The organism is Mycolicibacterium gadium, from assembly GCF_010728925.1.
GTDB classification, from domain to species: Bacteria; Actinomycetota; Actinomycetes; order Mycobacteriales; family Mycobacteriaceae; genus Mycobacterium; species Mycobacterium gadium.
Map to the genome: position 1 here is coordinate 887,323 of NZ_AP022608.1, position 18,811 is coordinate 906,133.

Below are 18,811 nucleotides of genomic sequence, written 5' to 3' on the forward strand. Positions count from 1 at the left end.
TTCGGGAAGACTGAACCCGTGGACATGGTGACCATCGACGACATCAAGGCGGCGGCGACACGGATTCACGCGTTCGTGGTACGCACGCCGTTGCTCCCGACGCTGTGGGCCGACGCCGACCGTCCGCTGTGGATCAAACCAGAGAACCTGCAGCCCATCGGCGCCTTCAAGGTGCGCGGCGCGTTCAGTGCGATCGGCAACCTCGACGAGTCGGTGCGTACCCGCGGCGTCGTCGCGTATTCCAGCGGAAACCACGCCCAGGCGGTGGCATATGCCGCCGCCGTCTACGGAATTCCGGCAACCATCGTCATGCCGAAGGAGACGCCTGCGGTGAAGGTCGACGCCACTCGCGGTCACGGAGCCGAAGTGGTGCTCTGCGAAGCGGGTCAGCGCGAGCGCGTGGCCGCCGAGGTGCTCGAGCAGACGGGCGGGGTGTTGGTTCCGCCGTTCGACCACCCCGACATCATCGCGGGACAGGGCACGATCGGCCTGGAGATCGCCGAGGATCTGCCCGCCGTCGAGAACGTCCTCGTCCCGGTGAGCGGCGGCGGCCTGGCCTCCGGGATCGGCACGGCCATCAAGGCGCTGTGCCCACAGGCCCGTGTCTTCGGCGTGGAACCCGAGCTTGCCGCCGACACCGCCGAGGCGCTCGCCAAGGGGCAGCGTGTGGACTGGCCGATCGAAGACCGCAACCGCACGATCGCCGACGGCCTTCGGTCGCAACCCTCGGAGTTGACGTTCGCGCATCTGCAGCGGGTGCTTGACGGCATCATCACCGTTTCCGAGGGCGAGATCGAAAGTGCCGTAAGTGAACTCGCGACCAGGACGCATCTGGTCAGTGAACCAAGTGGCGCGGTCGCATTGGCGGCCTACCGCCGGCGTCAGACGCCACCCGGTCGCACCGTGATGGTGCTGTCCGGTGGGAATGTCGACCCACGTGCGCTGAGCGACATCCTCGCACGATGACTTTCGGGCGTCAGTGCACGCCTTCCATCAGTCGGCTTATCCAGGGGGACAACGCGAATACGCCGATACCGACGCATACGGCGACGGCGCCGAGAATGCCGAAGTATGCGAACTCCCGTGCTGGATCGTAGAAGCCCGACAGCACACCCGACATCGATGTGCCGACACCGACCGAGAAAAAGTACAGCGCCATCATCTGGGCCCGAAATGCTTCTGGGGCAAGCTTTGTCGTGACCGAAAGGCCGATCGGCGACAATAGCAGTTCGGAGATCGCGAACACCGCCATGATGCCGAGCACCCACAGTGCGGGAACGGCCTTACCCGTCGTACCCGACATGGGCAGGAACAACAGGAACGCCACGCCCATGCCGATGACGCCATAGGCGAACTTCCGTGGGGTGGTCGGGGCGCGCTCGCCGAGCCGGGTCCACATGATCGCGAACAGTGGTGAGAGCAGGATGATCCACACCGGCTCGATCGATCCGATCCAGCTCGACGGCGCGGTCCAGCCGAAGATCGACCAGTTCATCCGTTCGTCGGAGTAGATCGCGAGCACGGTGAAGATCTGCTGAAACAACGACCAGAACACCGCATTGGCGATGAACAGCGGAATGAACGCCCGCAGCCTGGTCCGCTCGATGGGTGCCACCTTCGAACTCGTCAGCATCACGACGAAGTAGGTGACCGCAGCGGCAACGAGCACCCCGGTTGTGACCTGGGACAGATTGGAGAGCTTGACCAAACCTGTCACGAACGCCGCGGCGGTCACCGCGACCGTGATGACCGCGACGCCCGCGTACCAGCCAATCGCGGTGCGGGGTAACGGGTTCGGAACGATGCGGCCGTGGTCGCCGAGGTTGCGTCGGAACACGACGTATTGCGTGAGTCCCAGCGCCATCCCCACGGCAGCGGCGCCGAATCCCCAATGGAACCCAATCCGTGTCTGCAGCAGGCCCGTCACGAGCGGTCCGATGAAGCCACCCAGGTTGATGCCCAGATAGAACAGCGTGAAGCCGCCGTCGCAGCGCGGATCGTCTTTCTCGTACAGCGTGCCGAGCAGCGACGACGCATTGGCCTTCAAGGCGCCCGAACCGAGCGCCACCAAGACGAGCCCCACAGCGACACCGGAGAGCCCCGGTAAGAAAGCGAGCGCGATGTGACCGCACATCACCACCAGACCGCCATAAAAGACGGTTCGCTCCATGCCGAGTACCCGGTCGGCGATCCAGCCGCCCAGGACAGTCGCCAGGTATACCAGCCCGCCGTAGGCGCCCACGATCCCGGTAGCGGTGGCTTTGGGCATGCCAAGGCCACCGTCGGTGAGCGAGTAGTAGAGGTAATACCCGAGGATCGTCAGCATCCCGTAGTACGAGAACCGCTCCCAGAGCTCGACCCCGAACAGGTTCGTCAAACCGATCGGATGGCCGAACACCGTGCGCCCGGCAGGCGTGCCCGCCAGATGTCCTGTCGCTGCCATGGCCGTCACCCTGCCACTCGTGACCCAATCGGGCCCACCGATCCAAACAGCCCGGCGCGCGGGCAAAGGCACAGTCGTGAACGTGCAGTGCCTTTCGTCGGCACAGCACACCGCAGAGAACGTACGAAGACCTTCGCGCGGCCGCCGGGACCCCCGCCCGGTGAGCCAGCTCACGCGGCCGCGGGTAAGGTCACCCCGAACAGATGGACGTCCGGAAGGGTGGTATGGACGCCGTACTCGGCTTATCGGTGACACCGTCCGCCGTCGGTCTCGTGCTCGTCGAAGGGCAGGACGCCGACGGTTCGACGGTCGACCGCGAAGCCTTCGAAATCGTTTCCGGCCGGCATGCGACGCCGTTCGACACCTCGGAGAAGGCCGCCGCCGCCGTGCTGCGGACCGAGGCGATCGCGGCAACCCGTGGTCAGCGATTGCACTCCATTGGAGTGACGTGGAGTGAGGGCGCCGACGCTGAGGCCTCATTGCTGTTGAAGTCGTTGAACGACCGCGGTTTTGACAACGTCGTGCCCATCCGGCTGCCCGAGGCGACGGAAGCCCTGGCATGGGGAATAGCCGAGGTCATCGGATACGAAGTGACCGCGGTGTGTGTGATCGAGCCCGAAACGGTGATCACGCTGATCGTTCATTCGGGCGAGGGCGCCGTGCAGACTGCCGTCAACCATGCGATCGACACCGAAGAGGCGTTGCTCCGGTGGTTGAGTGCCGTCTTCGCGCGGGCGGACTGGCGTCCCGAGGCGTTGGTCGTCGTCGGTTCCGGGAGTGAACTCCACGGCGTCGTGCCGCGGCTCGAGGACATCCTGGGGGTGCCGGTGTACGTTCCGGCCGAATCCGAGCTCGCATTGGCCAGGGGCGCCGCGCTCGCGTCAGCGCACAACTCGGAGGTCCTGGAGATCGCCCGTATCGGTGAGCGGGCGCCCAGCGAGCGCCGCAGGCAGCACGGGACGACCGGCCCGCTGGCCATGCTCGTGGCGGGTGCAGTGACCTTCGTCGTCTCGGTGTCCGTGGCCGTCAGCCTCGAGGTGACGCCGGAGCGGGACATCGCCGCGCCAGAGCCTCGGCCCGCGGCCAACACGTCCCCGGACGTCGCGTCGGCCGCCGCCCGCGCCGCCCTCCCCGCCGCGCCGACTGCGGCCGTCCCGATTCCGATCGCACCGGCGCCCGTTCCTCCGCCGGAAGCGCCACCCGTCGAGGTTGCACCGCCCGGGGCCGCCCCCGCCGATATTCCGGAGACGCTGCCGGCCGACGGCATGCCGTCGGCCGCCCCAATCGACGCCACCGTTCCGGAGGCTCCCGCGTTGCCCCCGCCCGTCACCCCGATCGAAGCGCTGCCGCCCGCAGCCGTGCCGCCCGCACCGGGTCTGATCCCCGCGCAGCCCACGCCGGTGCAGCAGCGCCCAGGCCTGCTGACCCGGCTCAGGGACCGGCTGTCGAACATCGGCGGCAACGACGAGGCCCCCGCACCACAGGCACCCGTGCCCGCCGCCGCGGGGGCACCTCCGGCGCCGGGCGCTCCGCCCGCGCCGCCGCCCGAAGCCGCTGCGGTGCCGCCCGACGCCCCTGCGCCGCCACCGGAGGCGCCGCTGCTGCCGCCTCAGTGACGGCTGCTGTCACCGGTCCCGCGGTTCTGCGTCTGGTGCTGCGAGTCTCGATCGTGGCCGCGGTGCTCATCGCGCTGGTGGCCGTCGAGCTTTCCTCGCGTTCCGGCGTGACGTGGCGGCTGATCACCTTCACCTATCAGGTCAACATCCTTGCCGCGGCGTACTACCTGTGGACTCTGGCCTCGCCACGCGCCGACGCCCGGGTGGGGCTCCGCGGAGCAGTGGTGCTCTATGTCTTGATCGCCGGGGTCGTGTGGAATCTGCTGTTGACGGAACGCAGCATGGGCTACACGGTCGCGAACTTCCTGCTGCACGTCGTCGTGCCGGTCCTGGCGGTCAGCGACTGGTTGCTCGTCGGGCGTGGGCAGGGACGGGTGCATTGGTGGCATCCGATGGCCTGGCTGGCATATCCCGCGCTCTATGTCGTGGTGGCTGTCGTGATTCTCAACGAGGCCGGCCGCCGCGCGCCCTACTATTTCCTGGATCCCGCCAGCGTCGGCGTGGCTACGGTGCTGCTCAACGTCAGTGTGTTGGGTGGCGGTGTGCTCGCCGTCGGCTATGCGTTGCTAGCAGTGAACCGGCTCGCTACACCCGCGCGAATCGATGCCGTTTGAAACGTTCTGAGCGGCGGATTCGATGATCTGTCGACATGGAAAACAATATTGGTGACGACATGCGGCGGCCCGTGGGACTTGCGGCTACCTCGCTGACTCTCCCGGACGAACTAGGATGACAGTGTGCTGAAGCTTCGATTCGTGGCCGTGATCGCGGCCATGGTTGCCGCCCTGTCGGGCTCCGTTGCGACCGTGTCCGCCGGTGTCACCACTCCGGCTGACGTGGTCAGCATCTCGCCGTCCGGCATGACAGTCGGTGTCGCGCATCCGGTCACCGTGACCTTCGCGGGGCGCATCGCGGATCGCGCGGCGGCGGAGCGGAGCCTCGAGATCACGTCGACGGACACGCCTGCGGGTGAGTTCAGCTGGCTCAATGACCATGTCATGCAATGGAATCCGACGGAGTTCTGGCCGGCGCACAGCACGATTGCGCTGTCCTTCGATGGCACGAAGGCGAATTTTCAGACCGGGTCGGCCACGGTCGGAGTCGCCAGCATCAGCAATCACACCTTTACCGTCAGCGTGGATGGTGAGGTGATGCGCGAAATGCCGGCGTCGATGGGCAAGTACGGGTTTGCGACACCGACCGGAAACTTCACCGCACTCGAGAAGCAATCGGTCGTGATCATGGATTCGCGGACGATCGGCATCCCGCTGGACGATCCGGAGGGCTACAAGCTCACCGTCTACGACGCGGTGCGTGTCACGTGGGGCGGTGTCTACGTGCATGGCGCGCCGTGGTCGACTGGTTCCCAGGGCTATGCGAATGTCAGCCACGGCTGCATCAACCTCAGCCCGGACAACGCGGACTGGTACTACAACACGGTTCGGATCGGCGATCCGATCATCGTCGAGGCGTAAGCGTTCCGCTAGGCCGGTACCTCGGCGTGCAGTTTCTTCGCCGTCGGTGAGTTCTCCACCGCGGCCGGGTCGGGGTACGTCTGCAGCACGCGGTCTGCGGTGCCCGAACTGGTGACCGTGAACCAATAGTGCTCGTTCTTGTAGTGGTGGTTGCGATGATTGCGCCAAATCGACCGATAGACAGCGGTTTTGGGCTTGTAGTCGGTATGGATCAGGTAATGGGTCCACTCGTAGACCAGCCCGGCGACTGCGATGCACATCAGGAAGGTAAGGCCCAGCCCGAGCCGGGGGAACGCCAGCAGTGCGGTTCCGATTGCGAGCGGAAGTACCCATGTCGCAAGCGATTTCCAGGGGATGAAGATCAGGGGCAGGCTGCGCGGATCCACGTGGTGGGCGCGGTGCTCCCTGGACAGCAGCGGGTCGATCGTGAGCCGGCCCACCCTTTTCGGGCGCCAGTGCAGGATGAACACGTGGATCATCCACTCGAAGAACGGGAACACCGCCATGATCGCCAGGGGTACGACGGCGTCGGTGAGCTGCCAGTCGCCGACGATGACCCGCGCGACCACCGCGACGACGAGGACAGCGCCGATCATCCAGGGGGAGGGGTACTTCAGGAATTGTCGGGCGGCGTCGCGCAGGGTCATCTTCTTGCGTGCGGTACGTGCGGCGGCGGTGGTCATGATTGGTCCTTGAGGTCATCGAGGGCGGACAGAAGCGCGGTCGTCGCGGGTTCGAGCAGATCGTGTGCGGCTTGTCTGGCCCGCGCAGAGTCGCCGGCGGCGATCGCATCGGCCAACTCGCGGTAGGCCTGCGGGCGCCCCACCTCGTCGGCCATGACCGCGGCAAGGGCAGGTAGCGCGGGCTCGTAGGTGGCGCGAAGCGTGTTGTACATCAACCGGAGTGCGATCGAGTCCGCACCGTCGACTATATGGTCCCAGAACGTCAGTGCGCACCGCTGCCGCTCGACGGGGTCGGTCTCGGCGGCCAGGGCAAGCAGGGCCTCGTCGAGGATTCCGGCGAGTTCGGGGGTACGCCGCTGGGCGGCGAGTTCGGCGACTTTGGGCCCGTTGTGTAAGCGGGTCTCGAGGATGCTGCGCACGACGGACACATCGAGTTCGCCGGCGCGGATGAGCAGACGGGGCAGCAGGTCGAGGCCGGCGTGGCGACGGAAATCGCGGACCGTGGTGGCGTCGCCCTGACGCACCTCGACCAGACCAGCCGCGGTGAGGCGCTTGAGCGCCTCGCGCACGGCGGGCCGCGATACCCCGAGCACCTCGGCGAGCCTGCGCTCACTGGGCAGCGACTCGCCGGGCTGCATTTCGCCGCTCAGCACCTCGGCGACGATCTGTTCGAACACATCCTCGGGCACCGAGCGGCGGTTCACCGGTTGCAGGGCCATGCCGCCACAGTGCCAGGCAAGTGGCCAGAGGTCAAGTGGTCAGACCAGTTGGTCAGACCAGTTACTTATCCTGCGGCGAGTCGCGCTTTCATCGCCTCGGCCAGCGCGAGCATCGCCTGCAGGGGCCGCACCATGACCGTGAACTCGTCGATCAGGCCGTTGGCGTCGACGTGGATGAAGTCGCAGCCCTGCACCTGTTTGTCGCCCACCCTGGCCTCGAACACCAAGGCATGGTCGGCCGCACCGGCGGCACCGATCTCGCGGATGTAACGGAAGTCCTCGAAAACGTCGATGACCGCGGCGAGGATCTGCCTCAGGGCCTCTCGCCCCTCGTACGGGGTGAACACGACAGGGCTACGAAAGACCACGTCCTCGCGAAGCAACGCGACGGCAGCGTCGAGATCTCTGGCTTCGATGGCCGCGCGGAACGGGTGCCCCACGTTCAGCAGTTGGCTTCGATACGGAACGTCGCCGTCACCGCATTGCTCGGATTGTCCTTGAACGAACCATCGGCCTCGCCGGTGATCGTGAATTTTCCGCCCTGGCCGGTCACCTCGGCCTTGCCGACACGGCCGTCCCAGAACGTTCCGGTGAACCCGCCGAGATCGCGGAAATCGACGGATTGGACCGTGACGTCGCCGCCCTCGCTGTTCAGGAACGCCGTCAGTTTGGTCGGCTCACCGGGGGTCTTTATGTTCCACATCCACCCGGTTTGCGTGCAGACCACGGCTTGCGCCTCGGCTGCGTTCTTGCCGTCGATGGTCACCTTCGCGGTGGTGCCGCCGAGTGCGGCCGGCGGCGGTGAACACCCTGCTGCTGCGGCGGCGAGCGCAACGGCGACCGTCGCGACAAGTCGATTGTCCATGTCGGATGACTCTATTGCGGTTGACGGTCCGTCATGGGCATTTCACCGCGAGCGCGGCGGCGGTCGCCTCGTCGGCGGGCAGAAACGCCTCGATGGACAGTTCGGCTGCGGTCAGGTCGAGCGCCGTGCCGAATGTCGTCACCGTGGACAGGAACGTGAGCAGCTGCCCCTGCTGGCTGTAAAGCTCCAGCGGTACCGCGACACCGCCGAGATCGCGGGTGGCGTCGAATCCGCCTGGAAAGGCGTCTATTTCGGCCAGCAGCGCTGACAGGTCGCTCGACCCGCTCACCGCGGCCTCACGGCGAAGCCGCTCGATGACGTGGTGGCGCCACTGTGCGAGGTTGCGGATTCGCGGCGCGAGCCCGTCGGGGTGCAGCGAGATGCGAAGCGCGTTCGGCTGCTCGAGCAGACTCGGCGCGACGCCCTCGAGCAGGAGACCGGCACCCGCGTTCGCATGCACGATCTGCCAACCCCGGTCAACGACGACGCAGGGGAAGGGGTCGTATGCGCTGAGCATCCGTTCGACGCCGTCGCGAACGGCTGCCATGTCCGGATCGTGCAGGGACCGCTCGCTGTAGACCGGGGCGAGTCCGGCAGCCATCAACAACTGGTTCTGTTCGCGAAGCGGAATGTCGAGCACCTCGGCGAGGCGCAGCACCATCGCCCGACTCGGACTCGAGCGGCCAGTCTCGATGAAACTGACGTGGCGCGCGGACACGTCGGCCTCGATCGCCAGGTCCAGCTGGCTCAGCCGCCGCCGCTGCCGCCAATCGCGCATCATCGTGCCGAACGGCGGCGTCTGCACAGCGGCGGTCATCATCGGCCCAGTGTCGCGCACCGACGCGCCCGTAGCGATTACCCGTCAGGTAATTGCGCCACTTACCCGGGACGGGAAGGGTCGATGGTGACAGTCGAGCAGAGGAGAACGATCATGCGGACCGCACCGTCCGTCGACCGCCCGATCCCGCGGTGGCTGCACGTCGTGCTGATCGCCGATCGAGCCGGTTCGTCGTGGTACATCGGCACCGGGTTCTTCTTCGCCCCACTGCTGGTGCTGCTGTCCCCATGGCCGACGGTCACTGCGATCGCGTGGGTCGTCATCGCGCTGGCAGGCCTGTGGCTGGGCCTGCTCGGTATCGCGATGGCGACCGGACTCGCCATCGCGATGCGGTCGAACGTCGAGATCCCCGAGGACTACTGGCGTTCGCTGGTCGACTATCCGGTCAGGTAGCACCGGCGCCGGTGTAGTCCACCTGCCAGTGCTTGATGCCGTTGAGCCAGCCGGACCGTAGGCGTTCAGGCGCCGAAATCGGCCTCAGGTTCGGCATTTCGTCGGCGATGGCGTTGAAGATCAGGTCGATGGTCATCCTGGCCAGGTTCGCGCCGATGCAGTAGTGGGCTCCGGTGCCGCCGAAGCCGACATGTGGGTTGGGATCCCGCAGGATGTTGAAGGTGTAGGGGTCGGAGAACACTTCCTCGTCGAAGTTGGCCGACCGGTAGAACATCACGACGCGGTCGTCCTTCTTGATCTGGACGCCACCCAGCTCGGTGTCCTCCAGCGCGGTGCGCTGGAAGGAGGTGACCGGTGTGGCCCAGCGGACGATTTCATCCGCAGCCGTCGCGGGCCGCTCCCGCTTGAAAAGCTCCCATTGGTCGGGGAATTCGGTGAACGCCATCATGCCCTGGGTGATCGAGTTGCGGGTGGTCTCGTTCCCGGCCACCGCCAGCAGGATGACGAAGAAGCCGAACTCGTCGTCGGTGAGCTTGTGGCCCTCGACATCGGCCTGTACCAGCTTGGTGACGAGATCGTCGCCGGGATTCTTACCGCGATCAGCCGCCATCTGCATGCCGTACATGATCAGTTCGACGGACGCGGCCGTCGGGTCGTTCCTGGTGTATTCGGGGTCCTGGTCGCCGACCATCTGGTTCGACCAGTGGAAGAGCTTCATCCGGTCGTCCTGGGGGACGCCCATCAGCCCGGCGATCGCCTGCAGCGGCAACTCGGCCGACACCTGCTCGACGAAATCGCCGGAACCCTCGGCCGCCGCCCGTTTGACGATATCGGCGGCGCGCAGGCGCAGCTCGTCGCGCAGCGACTCGATCGCGCGAGGCGTGAACGCCCGCGAGATGATCTTGCGAAGGTGGGTGTGATGCGGCGCGTCCTGGTTGAGCAGGACTACCTTGCCGCCCTCCAACGACTCTGGGTCGGCCTCGTCGCGGTACCGGGGCAGGGCGGTCTTCTTGTTGGAGGAGAAGACGTCGCTGCGCCGCGACACCTCCTTGACGTCCTTGTGCTTGGTCACCACCCAGAACCCGTCGTCGCCGAACGCGAGATTGCCCCGCTCCTGCTTCTGCCACCAGATCGGGGCCACCTTCCGCATGTGGGCGAGCTCGTCGACGGGCAGCCGCTCCGCGTAGATGTCGGGGTCGGTGAAGTCGAATCCAGGCGGAAGGTTCGGAGTTGGCATCAGGAAATCCTCAGCATCGCTCATATGACGTTGTCTAGGCCGGCAATCCATTGCTACACCACAGTTGGGAACTGCTGCGGGCGGTTACAGATACTCCGAAGTAGAACGTGTTCCCACAGCCGCTACTAATTTGTCCGGTTGTTCACTCGGGACCCAGGTGTAACAATTTTGACGATCAAACTGAAGCATTCGTTAGACGGGATTCGGTCCAACTTGCGGAAGGGGGCTCCGGTGGGAATCGACATTGAGGTGAAGGCCGCGACAGTGGCCCTCGCGGGTGTGGGAACACTCGCTGCGCTGCTGGCGGGAGCGACGACGGCGCAGGCCGATCCCGGCGTTCCCGTACCGCCTCCCGCGCCCCCCGCGGTCGTCGCACCCGTTCTCCCGGGTCCTGTTCCTGCGGCGCCGCCGGCAGCGCCCCTCGCTGCGCCCGCACCCCTCGTACCCGCGGCTGCCCCCGCGCCTGCTGCACCGGAAACGCCGGCTGCCGCGCCCATCCCGGGCGATGTGGCACCACCCGCGGAGGTGCCGCACCTGGCCAGCCCCGAGAACCTACCGCCGGGCACCAGCATGTCGCCGCCCCCGAACACCGGGGGTTCGTACCTCCGCGACCTCTGGCATGCCGTACAGACGCAGGAGGTCAGCGGTAAGGACGCTCTGCTCCTGCTGACGCAGCGGCCGATGAATGCCAACGCCACACCGCCGCCGGGGCTCTCGGCGAATCCGGCGCAGCAGCTGCCCGCGGCACCCCCACCCGCTCCAGATGCACCGCCGCCTGCTGCGGTTCCGCCGCCGGCGGTTCCCGCGCCCGCTCCCGTGGCCCCCGCGCCGGTGGTTCCCGTCCCGACGCCCTAGTCGACTCCTCAGCCGCCTAGAACGGCGACCGGTTCGATCCGGGCGGGCACATGCTTGTGCCACGGTGTGCCGGCGTACGCATCACGCCAGTCGGACGACGTCAACGCATTCGGCGCCACGCCAGGAACGTGTTCCCGGCCCTCCCCGTCCACGAAGTCGAGACCGAACCCGTTGGGCAGTGACGCGTGGCCCGGCAGCATCGCCTCGCTGATCTCGACGCTCGCTTCCGCGCTGCCCGCCGCGGTGATGATGCGGGCCCGCGCACCGTGGACCAGGCCGAGTGCCTCGGCGTCCTCGAGGCTGACCCGCAGCGCGCCGTCGGCGTCACGCTTTCGCCACGTCGGGTCGCGGAAAATGTCATTCGCCGTGTAGGCGCGACGTTCGCCGGCGGACAGCACGATGGGGAAGTCGGGTGTCGTGAAGTGCGGTTGCGCGTCGGACAGACCGCGGATCTCGTCGAGCATCTCCGGCATCGCCAGCGCGATCTTCTTATCGGCGTGCGTGATCAACGCGAAGTCGTCGTCGTACTCGTGCACCGTGAACGTGACGCCGGAGCGGTTCGACAAGATCGCGTCGAACAGCGCGTTGCCGTCGGCGTGCCCGGCCCGTTGCACCGCTTCTGGATAGGTCATGGCCGCCTTCTGCGCGAGCCCCCACAGTGCCGCGGCTCCCGAAAGTCCTTCGGGCAGCGTGGGTCCCAGCGTTTCGTACAGCACGTAGGGGAGTACCTTGCCGAGCATCGGACTAGCGCCGACAGCCTGCAGGAAGGCGACGGTGAATGCCTCGCGACCTTCGGCCGCGGCGCGCCGCAGCGGTTCGAGCTCCTCGTCGCAGACCACGCCGAGCGCCCGCACCAGGCGGGCCCAGATTTCCGGCTCGGGGAGGGTTCCCTCGAGTGGCTCCATCAATCGGTGGCGCAAATGGAAGGTGTTGTGCGGAAATTCGAGGTTGAAGAAGGTCGACTCGGCCTTCTCGTACTGCGACGCGGCTGGCAGCACGTAGTGGGCCAGCCGCGCGGTTTCCGTCATCGCGACGTCGATCACCACCATCAGTTCCAGCGCGCTGAACGCCTCGCGGCACGCGTGGGAATCCGCCAGCGAATGGGCGGGATTGCTGCTCTCGACGATCATGGCTCGGAACCGGTCCGGGTGATCGCCCAGCATCTCCTGCGGTATGACGTTGCTGGGGATCAGCCCGCCGACGATGGGGGCACCGGTGACCGGTGTGCGGCCGACGTCGGGAGTGTGACGGAACAACGGGCCGAAAGACGAATGTAGATGCTGGGCACCGCGTTTCGCGAAATTTCCGGTCAGGATCCAGAGCAGCTTGTTGAGATACGAGCACAGTGTGCTGTTGGGTGCCTGCTGGATGCCGAGATCCTCGAACACGGACACGCTCTTGGCGGCGCCGATCCGACGTGCCGCCGCGCGAATCGATTCCTCGTCGACGCCGCACCGCAGCGCATAGTCGGCGACGTCGACAGTGCGCAGGATTTCCAGCACGGGGTCGACCCCCGTGACGTGCTCGGCGAGAAACTCCTTATCGCACAGGTCTTCCTGCACGACCACCGCGGCCAGGGCCGCCAACGCCCACGCGTCGGTGCCTGGTCGCACCCGCAGGTGGATGTCGGCCATCTTCGCGGTGTCGGTGATCACCGGGTCGATGACGATCATGGCGCGCTCGGGGTCTTTGGCGATGTCGTTGAGCACCGTTCTCGCCCGCGGGAAACTCTGCGACATCCACGGGTTCTTACCGATGAACACCGATACTTCGGCGTGCTCGAACTCTCCTCGCGTGTGGCCGCCGTAGAGGTGGGCGTCCACCCACGCTTCGCCTGTCTTCTCCTGGGCGAGCGCATTGGAACGGTAGTGCGAGCCGAGCGCCTTGAGGAATGCGCCGCTGTACGCGCCGCCGAGATGGTTGCCCTGCCCGCCGCCGCCGTAGTAGAAGATCTTGTCGCCACCGTAGGTGTCGGCGATGCGTTTGAAGCCCGCCGCGATCTCGGTGACCGCTGTGTCCCAGTCGATCTCCTCGTAGCTACCGTCGGGACGTCGGCGCATGGGAGAGGTCAGTCGGCTGCGATTGTTCTGGTAGTGGTCCAGCCGTAGCGCCTTGTTGCAGGTGTATCCCTGCGAGGCGGGATGGTCTTTGTCGCCGCGGATCTTCGCCAGCTTGCGGCCATCGAGTTGGACGACGATCCCGCAGTTGCACTCGCAGAGGATGCACGCGGTCGGATGCCAACCTTCTGGAGCCGCTACGGCGGCGACATTCTCGCTAGTCATCTCCGGATTTCCTTTCCGAGGTCTCGGCCAGCACGAGGGCGCGTAACTGGCCATGAACGAGGTCGAGAGCCGTGACGTCTCGAGAAGCGCGCGCGACGACGATCGCGCCTTCGACGGATGTGGTTGTCAGCATGGCGAGTTCGGCGGCGCGCCTCGTGGGGACGCCATCCGATATCAGCCGGGCGGTGATGAGGTCCGTCCATCGGCTGAAGGCCGCGGCCGCCCGCTCGATCACCGCCGCGGCGGCGTCGGGCTTCTCGGGGTCACCCGACTCCACACTGACGGCGACGACGGGACACCCCGCGCGAAAGTCACTTTTCAGCAACTGCTTTCGATAGTCGGCGAACAGCCTGTCGAGTGCGTCGATGCCGGATTCGGCTTTGGCGATCTTCGCCGCGATGTACTCGCCCGTGTAGTCGATCGCTTCGCACAGCAGCTGGGTGCGGCCGCCGGGGAAGTAATGGTAGGCCGATCCGCGCGGGGCTCCGCTGTGCTCCAGCACGTCGGCGATGGCGGTCGGGTGGGCGCCGCGCTCGCGAATGAGGAGAGCGGCCGATATGACCATCCGCTCGCGGGGACTAACCATGCGGGTGGGCCTCCGTCCGGCTGGCTATGTATGACACCTTACATAATCGCCGGGCCAAAACAACGCCTAGATGCCGGCGGATTCAGCCCGCGAACGCCAGCCAGAGCGCAAGAAAGCCCGACATGCAGGCCAGGCACACCAGATGGTCACCGCATACCGCTCGCGCCAACCGCGACTGTTCGGCGCGATCATCGGCGCGCGCCCCGAGACGAACGGCGTTGCGAACGGTGCGCGCCATCGCCAACGCGATCGGACCGCCGGCCAGCACGACACTGGTCGCGATCAGCCACCAAGGATCGTCGCCGGTGAGGAACCGAACGGCGAGCGCGCCCAGCAGGATCGCCATCACCAACGCGATGAGATAACTCATCGGCCGCGATGTCGTCGTGGCCCGGCGGTAGTACCCGCAGATCGACGCGAGCACCGGCTCCGGCAGGACGTCAGCGCCGCGATGTGGAAGGACCTGACTGTCGAAGATCAGGTCCATCCACAGGACGGCGATCAGAAAGCCGGCGCACGCGGCGGCGATCAAACAGACGCAGCCTCATTGAGCTCGTTGAGCGTGGCGGTCGCCTCGAGATACTCCTGCACCCACCGCTCGATCACGGCCGAGGACTTCTCCACCTTGGTGAACTGGCCGACGACCTGGCCGATCGGGTTGAACGCGACGTCGACACTCTCGTTGGGGTACTTGTGCGTGGCTGCGACCGCCATCCCGGACACCATGTACTGCAACGGCATTCCCAGCGGCTTCGGGTTGTCCGGGTTCTCCCACGCCTCGGTCCAGTCGTTGCGCAGCATCCGCGCGGGCTTACCGGTGAACGACCGGCTGCGCACGGTGTCGCGGCTCTCGGCCTTGACGTACGCGGCGTGCTGCACCGGGGTGTGCTCGGATTCCTCGACCACCACCCACTGCGAACCGGTCCACGCTCCCTGCGCACCGAGCGCCAGCGCCGCGGCGATCTGCTGACCGCTGCCGATGCCTCCCGCGGCGAGCACCGGAACGGGTGCGACCTCCTTGACGACCTGCGGCCACAGCACGATCGAGCCGATCTCACCGCAGTGTCCGCCCGCCTCGCCGCCCTGGGCGATGATGATGTCGACGCCGGCATCGGCGTGCTTGCGCGCATGCGACGGCGAGCCGCACAGCGCGGCGACCTTACGTCCCTCGTCGTGGATGTGCTTGATCATGTCGGCGGGCGGGGTGCCGAGCGCGTTCGCGATCAGGGTGCACTTCGGGTGCTGCAGCGCGACCTCGACCTGCGGGGTCGCGGTGGCCTCGGTCCAGCCGAGCAGCTGCAGTGCGTCGTCGTCGCTGTGCTCGACGGGAACGCCGTGGTCGGCCAGCACCTTCTTCGCGAAGTCGATGTGCTCCTGCGGCACCAGGTCGTTGAGCGTCTTCTTGAGCACCTCGGGGTCGAGGTCGGCCGAGTCCATGCCCTCGTATTTGTTGGGAATGACGATGTCGACGCCGTAGGGGTGGTCGCCGATGTTCTCGTCGATCCAGTTCAGCTCGATCTCGAGCTGCTCAGGGGAGAAGCCGACCGCGCCGAGCACGCCGAATCCGCCGGCCTTGCTGACGGCGACCACCACGTCCCGGCAATGGGTGAAGGCGAAAATCGGATACTCGATGTTGAGTTCGTCGCAGATGGGGGTGCGCATGACTGCTCCTCGATGGGCCCGGATCACGAATTGGAACGTGTTCTAGTTTAGTACGTCGTCGGGCGGTTGTGACCGTTCGGGGGGTATTGCCGGCAGATGAGGGCTATTCGCCGGTCAGGTCCTCGACGAAGGAAACCTCGTTGCCGTCCGGATCGGCGACGTCGACGACCTTGACCAGATCGGCGATCACCACGAGTTCACCGGTCGCGATGCCCTCGTCCTCCAGTGCCGAGATCTGCGCCCCCAGGTCGTCGACCCCGAGACGCACCGCCGTCTTGCCCGCCCGGTCGTGATCCTCGACGATCTGCAGCCACGCGGTCGCGGCGATCTGCCACTCGCCGACGCCTTCGATCGGTTCCAGGTCGGGTTCGCGGCCGACGACCCGGATGTACCAGGCGCGGGCGGCGGCGTAGTCCCTGGTCGCGATGACCGCGGCGATGTCATTGAATTTGTCGGGCACCGATGCTCCTGTCAGTCGTAGCCGACGAACCTGCGCAGCGACGGGCGCCGTCGCCCGCGGTTGCCGACGACGCGAAGGACCGGCCAGTCGTGTTCGGCGGCCAGCGTGGCGAGTTTCGGGCGCGGGTTCACCGGCCGCGGGTTGCCGACCATCGCCATCAACACCGCATCCTCGTCGCCGTCGGCGTAGAAGTAACTGCGTTGCAGGTCAACCTGATTGACGTCGCAGAACCGCGTTGCCGCGCTGGCCTTGTTCCGCCCCCAAACGACGGGTTTCTCGATTTGACCGGTCAGGCGGCCGTCACCGTCGAGCGCGAAGTGGTTGCACAGCACGTGGTCGATCTCGAGGTAGCGGGCGACCGGGTTGGCATGGATGGTCACTGCCGAGGTGGTGAGCACGACGGTATGGCCGCGTTCCTGATGCGCCGCGACGATCTCGCGCATGACCGGAAAGACTCGGGCGGCCAGGCTGTCGACGAAGATTCGCTCGCAGATGTCGTCGAGGTCGGCCAGCTTCTCGCCGCGGAGATAGCCCGCCGCCCTGGTCAGCAGATGTTCGAACCGCATCCGGCGAAGTCGGTAACGCATGGCCGCTTCGAAGACCCCAAGGATCTCGCCGATGCCTGCCTGCCTGCGTTTGAAACGGTCACTGGCATGCGCCGCTGCGGTGAAGCCGTCCACCAGGGTGCCGTCGAGGTCGAAAAAGGCACCGACGTGCGCCCCCGGCTCACTTGCGGCGATCTCGGCAGTGGGGTCCTCGGCCACGGGCTGCGCGGTCATCGCGCCCCAGCCTACGTCGCTGCGACGACACCCTTGCCGGTCACGAGCGGCATATCCAACGTCGTCCGGATGCCCGCGGGCGCGGCGACGACGTCGGGGATCGCGTTCACGATGCGGCCCGCGGCGGCCAGGATGGCCGCGTACGGGGCGCCGCCGTTGCGGCTCATCGGCACGATGTCGCAGAAGTACGAAGGCTCACCGGTGATCTCGACTCGATACGAGCCACCCGGATGTGCGGGCTGGGCCCAGTCCGGACGCAGATCGGGGTCCAGTCGTGTCACATGCTCGACGACGATCACCGGCTTCCCGCCGACCATGCCTTCGATCAGGAAGCGGACCGCCGCGACGGTGCCCTTCTTGATCGTGCCGACGGCGACGTGCAAGTCCTCGGGAGCCGGCTCCTGTTCGACGGAATCGCGGATCTCGTCGACCTCGATGCCGAGGCCGGTGGCGAGCTGACGGATGGCGGTGCCCCACGCGATGGACAGCACGCCGGGCTGATACAGGATCGGCAGATCGCCGATCGCGTTCCCGAAGCCCATCACGTCGAACATCACCGTCTCACCGTCGTAGGTGGCGTAGTCGGCGATCTCCATCGTGCGGATCTGTTCGATGCTCTGGCACGTGCCGGCCAGCGCGAAAGGCAGCAGGTCGGTGCAGAAGCCCGGATCGACTCCGGTGAAGAAGACAGTCGAATCTCCTTCGCGCGCAGCATCTTCCACCTTCTGGATGGCCTTGTCGGGAAGCAGTCCCCACGGGTACTGCAGCGCGCCGACGCTCGATCCGACGACGTTGATGCCCGCGGACAGGAAGGTGCGAACATCGGCCAACGCCTCGCGGGGACGGGTGTCGCCCATCGCGGTGTAAACGACGCAGTCGGGCCTGGCGGCGACGATGGCCTCGAGGTCGTTGGTCGCGGTGACGCCCGTGGTGACATCCAGGCCGGCGAGCTCGCCGGCGTCCTTGCCCACCTTGGCGTCCGTCGACACCCACACGCCGGTCAGGTCGAAGCGCGCGTCGGTGATCAGTTGCCGCAGCGCCAGGCTGCCGCAGTTGCCGGTGCCGAGGAGCGCGACGCGAATTGCCATGGCGAGCAGTATGCAAGCTGCCCTCCGAAATTGGAACAGGTTCTAGTTCCTCGAGGTGGTGCGGTAACCTGACGCCCCATGGGACGCGTGGACGGAAAAGTGGCACTGATCAGTGGCGGAGCTCGCGGTATGGGCGCCGCTCACGCCAGGGCGCTGGTCGCCGAGGGCGGCAAAGTGGTCATCGGGGACATCCTCGATGACGAGGGCAAGGCACTGGCCGATGAGCTGGGTGACGCCGCGCGCTATGTCCACCTCGACGTCACCGATGCCGAGCAATGGGAAGCGGCGGTCAATGTCGCCGTCGAGGCTTTCGGCAAGGTCACCGCGCTCGTCAACAACGCCGCGATCGTCGCGCTGGGCCAGATCGGCAAGTTCGACATGGCCAAATGGCAGCAGGTCATCGACGTCAACCTGACCGGGACGTTCCTGGGCATGCAGGCCGTCGTCGACGAGATGAAGAAGGCGGGCGGCGGCTCGATCATCAACGTGTCGTCCATCGAGGGACTGCGCGGCGCACCGATGGTGCACCCCTACGTCGCATCGAAGTGGGCGGTCCGCGGACTGGCCAAGTCGGCGGCGATCGAACTGGGCCCCAAGAACATCCGGGTCAACTCGATTCATCCGGGCTTCATTCGCACCCCGATGACCAAGCATTTCCCGGACGACATGGTCACCGCGCCGCTGCGGCGGCCCGGCCAATCTGAAGAGGTCGCGCCGTTCGTCGTGTTCCTGGTCAGCGACGAGTCGTCGTTCGCGACGGGCGCCGAGTTCGTCATGGACGGCGGACTGGTGACCGACGTTCCGCACAAGCCGCTGCCGCTGGGTTAATC

Annotated in this window: 21 protein-coding genes; 7 read left to right on the forward strand and 14 right to left on the reverse strand. The window is 66.5% G+C overall.

Features of this window, described 5'->3' with window-relative positions; genetic code table 11:
- The first annotated feature begins 24 nt into the window (after window positions 1-24).
- Entirely contained in the window at window positions 25-966 is a 942-nt protein-coding gene (locus tag G6N36_RS04300; RefSeq protein WP_163690395.1) for a threonine ammonia-lyase, read from the forward strand.
- Between the two features lie 10 nt (window positions 967-976).
- Here the strand turns inward: G6N36_RS04300 and G6N36_RS04305 are convergent, their stop codons facing one another.
- Entirely contained in the window at window positions 977-2,443 is a 1,467-nt protein-coding gene (locus tag G6N36_RS04305; protein WP_163685239.1) for a peptide MFS transporter, read from the reverse strand.
- Between the two features lie 203 nt (window positions 2,444-2,646).
- On the opposite strand from G6N36_RS04305, the gene G6N36_RS04310 reads away from it, so the two are divergent.
- From G6N36_RS04310 to G6N36_RS04320, 3 genes are all read left to right on the forward strand, one after another.
- Window positions 2,647-4,059 (forward strand): DUF7159 family protein, encoded by a 1,413-nt coding sequence (locus tag G6N36_RS04310; protein ID WP_179964709.1) that lies wholly within the window; start codon window positions 2,647-2,649, stop codon window positions 4,057-4,059.
- Entirely contained in the window at window positions 4,056-4,673 is a 618-nt protein-coding gene (locus G6N36_RS04315; RefSeq protein ID WP_163685241.1) for a Pr6Pr family membrane protein, read from the forward strand. Before G6N36_RS04310 ends, G6N36_RS04315 begins: the two co-directional genes overlap by 4 nt.
- A 123-nt stretch (window positions 4,674-4,796) precedes the next feature.
- On the forward strand, window positions 4,797-5,534 hold the full coding sequence (locus G6N36_RS04320; protein WP_308205906.1) for a L,D-transpeptidase: 738 nt from the start codon (window positions 4,797-4,799) through the stop codon (window positions 5,532-5,534).
- Window positions 5,535-5,542: 8 nt separating this feature from the next.
- On the opposite strand, the gene G6N36_RS04325 is transcribed toward G6N36_RS04320, so the two are convergent.
- The 5 genes from G6N36_RS04325 to G6N36_RS04345 all read right to left on the reverse strand — a co-directional run bounded on the left by G6N36_RS04325 (window position 5,543) and on the right by G6N36_RS04345 (window position 8,621).
- Window positions 5,543-6,217: a sterol desaturase family protein gene (locus G6N36_RS04325; RefSeq protein ID WP_163685243.1), complete on the reverse strand. Its 675-nt coding sequence runs from the start codon at window positions 6,215-6,217 to the stop codon at window positions 5,543-5,545.
- Window positions 6,214-6,936: a FadR/GntR family transcriptional regulator gene (locus tag G6N36_RS04330; protein ID WP_163685245.1), complete on the reverse strand. Its 723-nt coding sequence runs from the start codon at window positions 6,934-6,936 to the stop codon at window positions 6,214-6,216. The genes G6N36_RS04325 and G6N36_RS04330 overlap by 4 nt, the downstream gene beginning before the upstream one ends.
- 65 nt (window positions 6,937-7,001) lie before the next feature.
- Entirely contained in the window at window positions 7,002-7,376 is a 375-nt protein-coding gene (locus G6N36_RS04335; RefSeq protein WP_163685247.1) for a nuclear transport factor 2 family protein, read from the reverse strand.
- A gap of 2 nt (window positions 7,377-7,378) precedes the next feature.
- Entirely contained in the window at window positions 7,379-7,801 is a 423-nt protein-coding gene (locus G6N36_RS04340; RefSeq protein WP_163685248.1) for a lipoprotein LpqH, read from the reverse strand.
- A gap of 31 nt (window positions 7,802-7,832) precedes the next feature.
- Window positions 7,833-8,621 carry a helix-turn-helix domain-containing protein gene (locus tag G6N36_RS04345; protein WP_163685250.1) on the reverse strand — a complete coding sequence of 263 codons (789 nt, stop codon included), beginning with the start codon at window positions 8,619-8,621 and terminating at the stop codon, window positions 7,833-7,835.
- Between the two features lie 111 nt (window positions 8,622-8,732).
- Here G6N36_RS04345 and G6N36_RS04350 point away from each other — a divergent pair, with 111 nt between their 5' ends.
- Complete coding sequence (locus G6N36_RS04350) at window positions 8,733-9,032, forward strand: hypothetical protein (protein WP_163685252.1); 300 nt, start codon at window positions 8,733-8,735, stop codon at window positions 9,030-9,032.
- Here the strand turns inward: G6N36_RS04350 and G6N36_RS04355 are convergent.
- Window positions 9,025-10,269, reverse strand: coding sequence for a cytochrome P450 (locus G6N36_RS04355; protein WP_163690400.1), 1,245 nt, complete (start codon window positions 10,267-10,269; stop codon window positions 9,025-9,027). The genes G6N36_RS04350 and G6N36_RS04355 overlap by 8 nt on opposite strands.
- Before the next feature lie 231 nt (window positions 10,270-10,500).
- Between G6N36_RS04355 and G6N36_RS04360 the strand changes: the two genes are divergently transcribed.
- Window positions 10,501-11,124, forward strand: a complete 624-nt coding sequence (locus G6N36_RS04360) for a hypothetical protein (RefSeq protein ID WP_163685254.1) — start codon at window positions 10,501-10,503, stop codon at window positions 11,122-11,124.
- A gap of 8 nt (window positions 11,125-11,132) precedes the next feature.
- Here G6N36_RS04360 and G6N36_RS04365 read toward each other — a convergent pair whose 3' ends face one another.
- From G6N36_RS04365 to G6N36_RS04395, 7 genes are all read right to left on the reverse strand, one after another.
- Window positions 11,133-13,406 carry a molybdopterin-dependent oxidoreductase gene (locus G6N36_RS04365; RefSeq protein WP_163685256.1) on the reverse strand — a complete coding sequence of 758 codons (2,274 nt, stop codon included), beginning with the start codon at window positions 13,404-13,406 and terminating at the stop codon, window positions 11,133-11,135.
- Window positions 13,399-13,992, reverse strand: coding sequence for a TetR/AcrR family transcriptional regulator (locus tag G6N36_RS04370; protein ID WP_163685258.1), 594 nt, complete (start codon window positions 13,990-13,992; stop codon window positions 13,399-13,401). The genes G6N36_RS04365 and G6N36_RS04370 overlap by 8 nt, the downstream gene beginning before the upstream one ends.
- Before the next feature lie 82 nt (window positions 13,993-14,074).
- Window positions 14,075-14,524, reverse strand: coding sequence for a hypothetical protein (locus tag G6N36_RS04375; protein ID WP_235689968.1), 450 nt, complete (start codon window positions 14,522-14,524; stop codon window positions 14,075-14,077).
- Entirely contained in the window at window positions 14,521-15,654 is a 1,134-nt protein-coding gene (locus G6N36_RS04380; protein WP_163685260.1) for a nitronate monooxygenase, read from the reverse strand. The genes G6N36_RS04375 and G6N36_RS04380 overlap by 4 nt, the downstream gene beginning before the upstream one ends.
- Before the next feature lie 103 nt (window positions 15,655-15,757).
- Window positions 15,758-16,114, reverse strand: a complete 357-nt coding sequence (locus tag G6N36_RS04385; RefSeq protein WP_235689969.1) for a VOC family protein — start codon at window positions 16,112-16,114, stop codon at window positions 15,758-15,760.
- Between the two features lie 11 nt (window positions 16,115-16,125).
- Window positions 16,126-16,893: an HAD family hydrolase gene (locus G6N36_RS04390; protein WP_163685262.1), complete on the reverse strand. Its 768-nt coding sequence runs from the start codon at window positions 16,891-16,893 to the stop codon at window positions 16,126-16,128.
- Window positions 16,894-16,904: 11 nt separating this feature from the next.
- Window positions 16,905-17,981 carry an NAD(P)H-dependent amine dehydrogenase family protein gene (locus G6N36_RS04395; protein WP_163685263.1) on the reverse strand — a complete coding sequence of 359 codons (1,077 nt, stop codon included), beginning with the start codon at window positions 17,979-17,981 and terminating at the stop codon, window positions 16,905-16,907.
- A gap of 78 nt (window positions 17,982-18,059) precedes the next feature.
- Here G6N36_RS04395 and G6N36_RS04400 point away from each other — a divergent pair, with 78 nt between their 5' ends.
- Window positions 18,060-18,809: a glucose 1-dehydrogenase gene (locus tag G6N36_RS04400; protein WP_163685264.1), complete on the forward strand. Its 750-nt coding sequence runs from the start codon at window positions 18,060-18,062 to the stop codon at window positions 18,807-18,809.
- Window positions 18,810-18,811 lie beyond the last annotated feature (2 nt).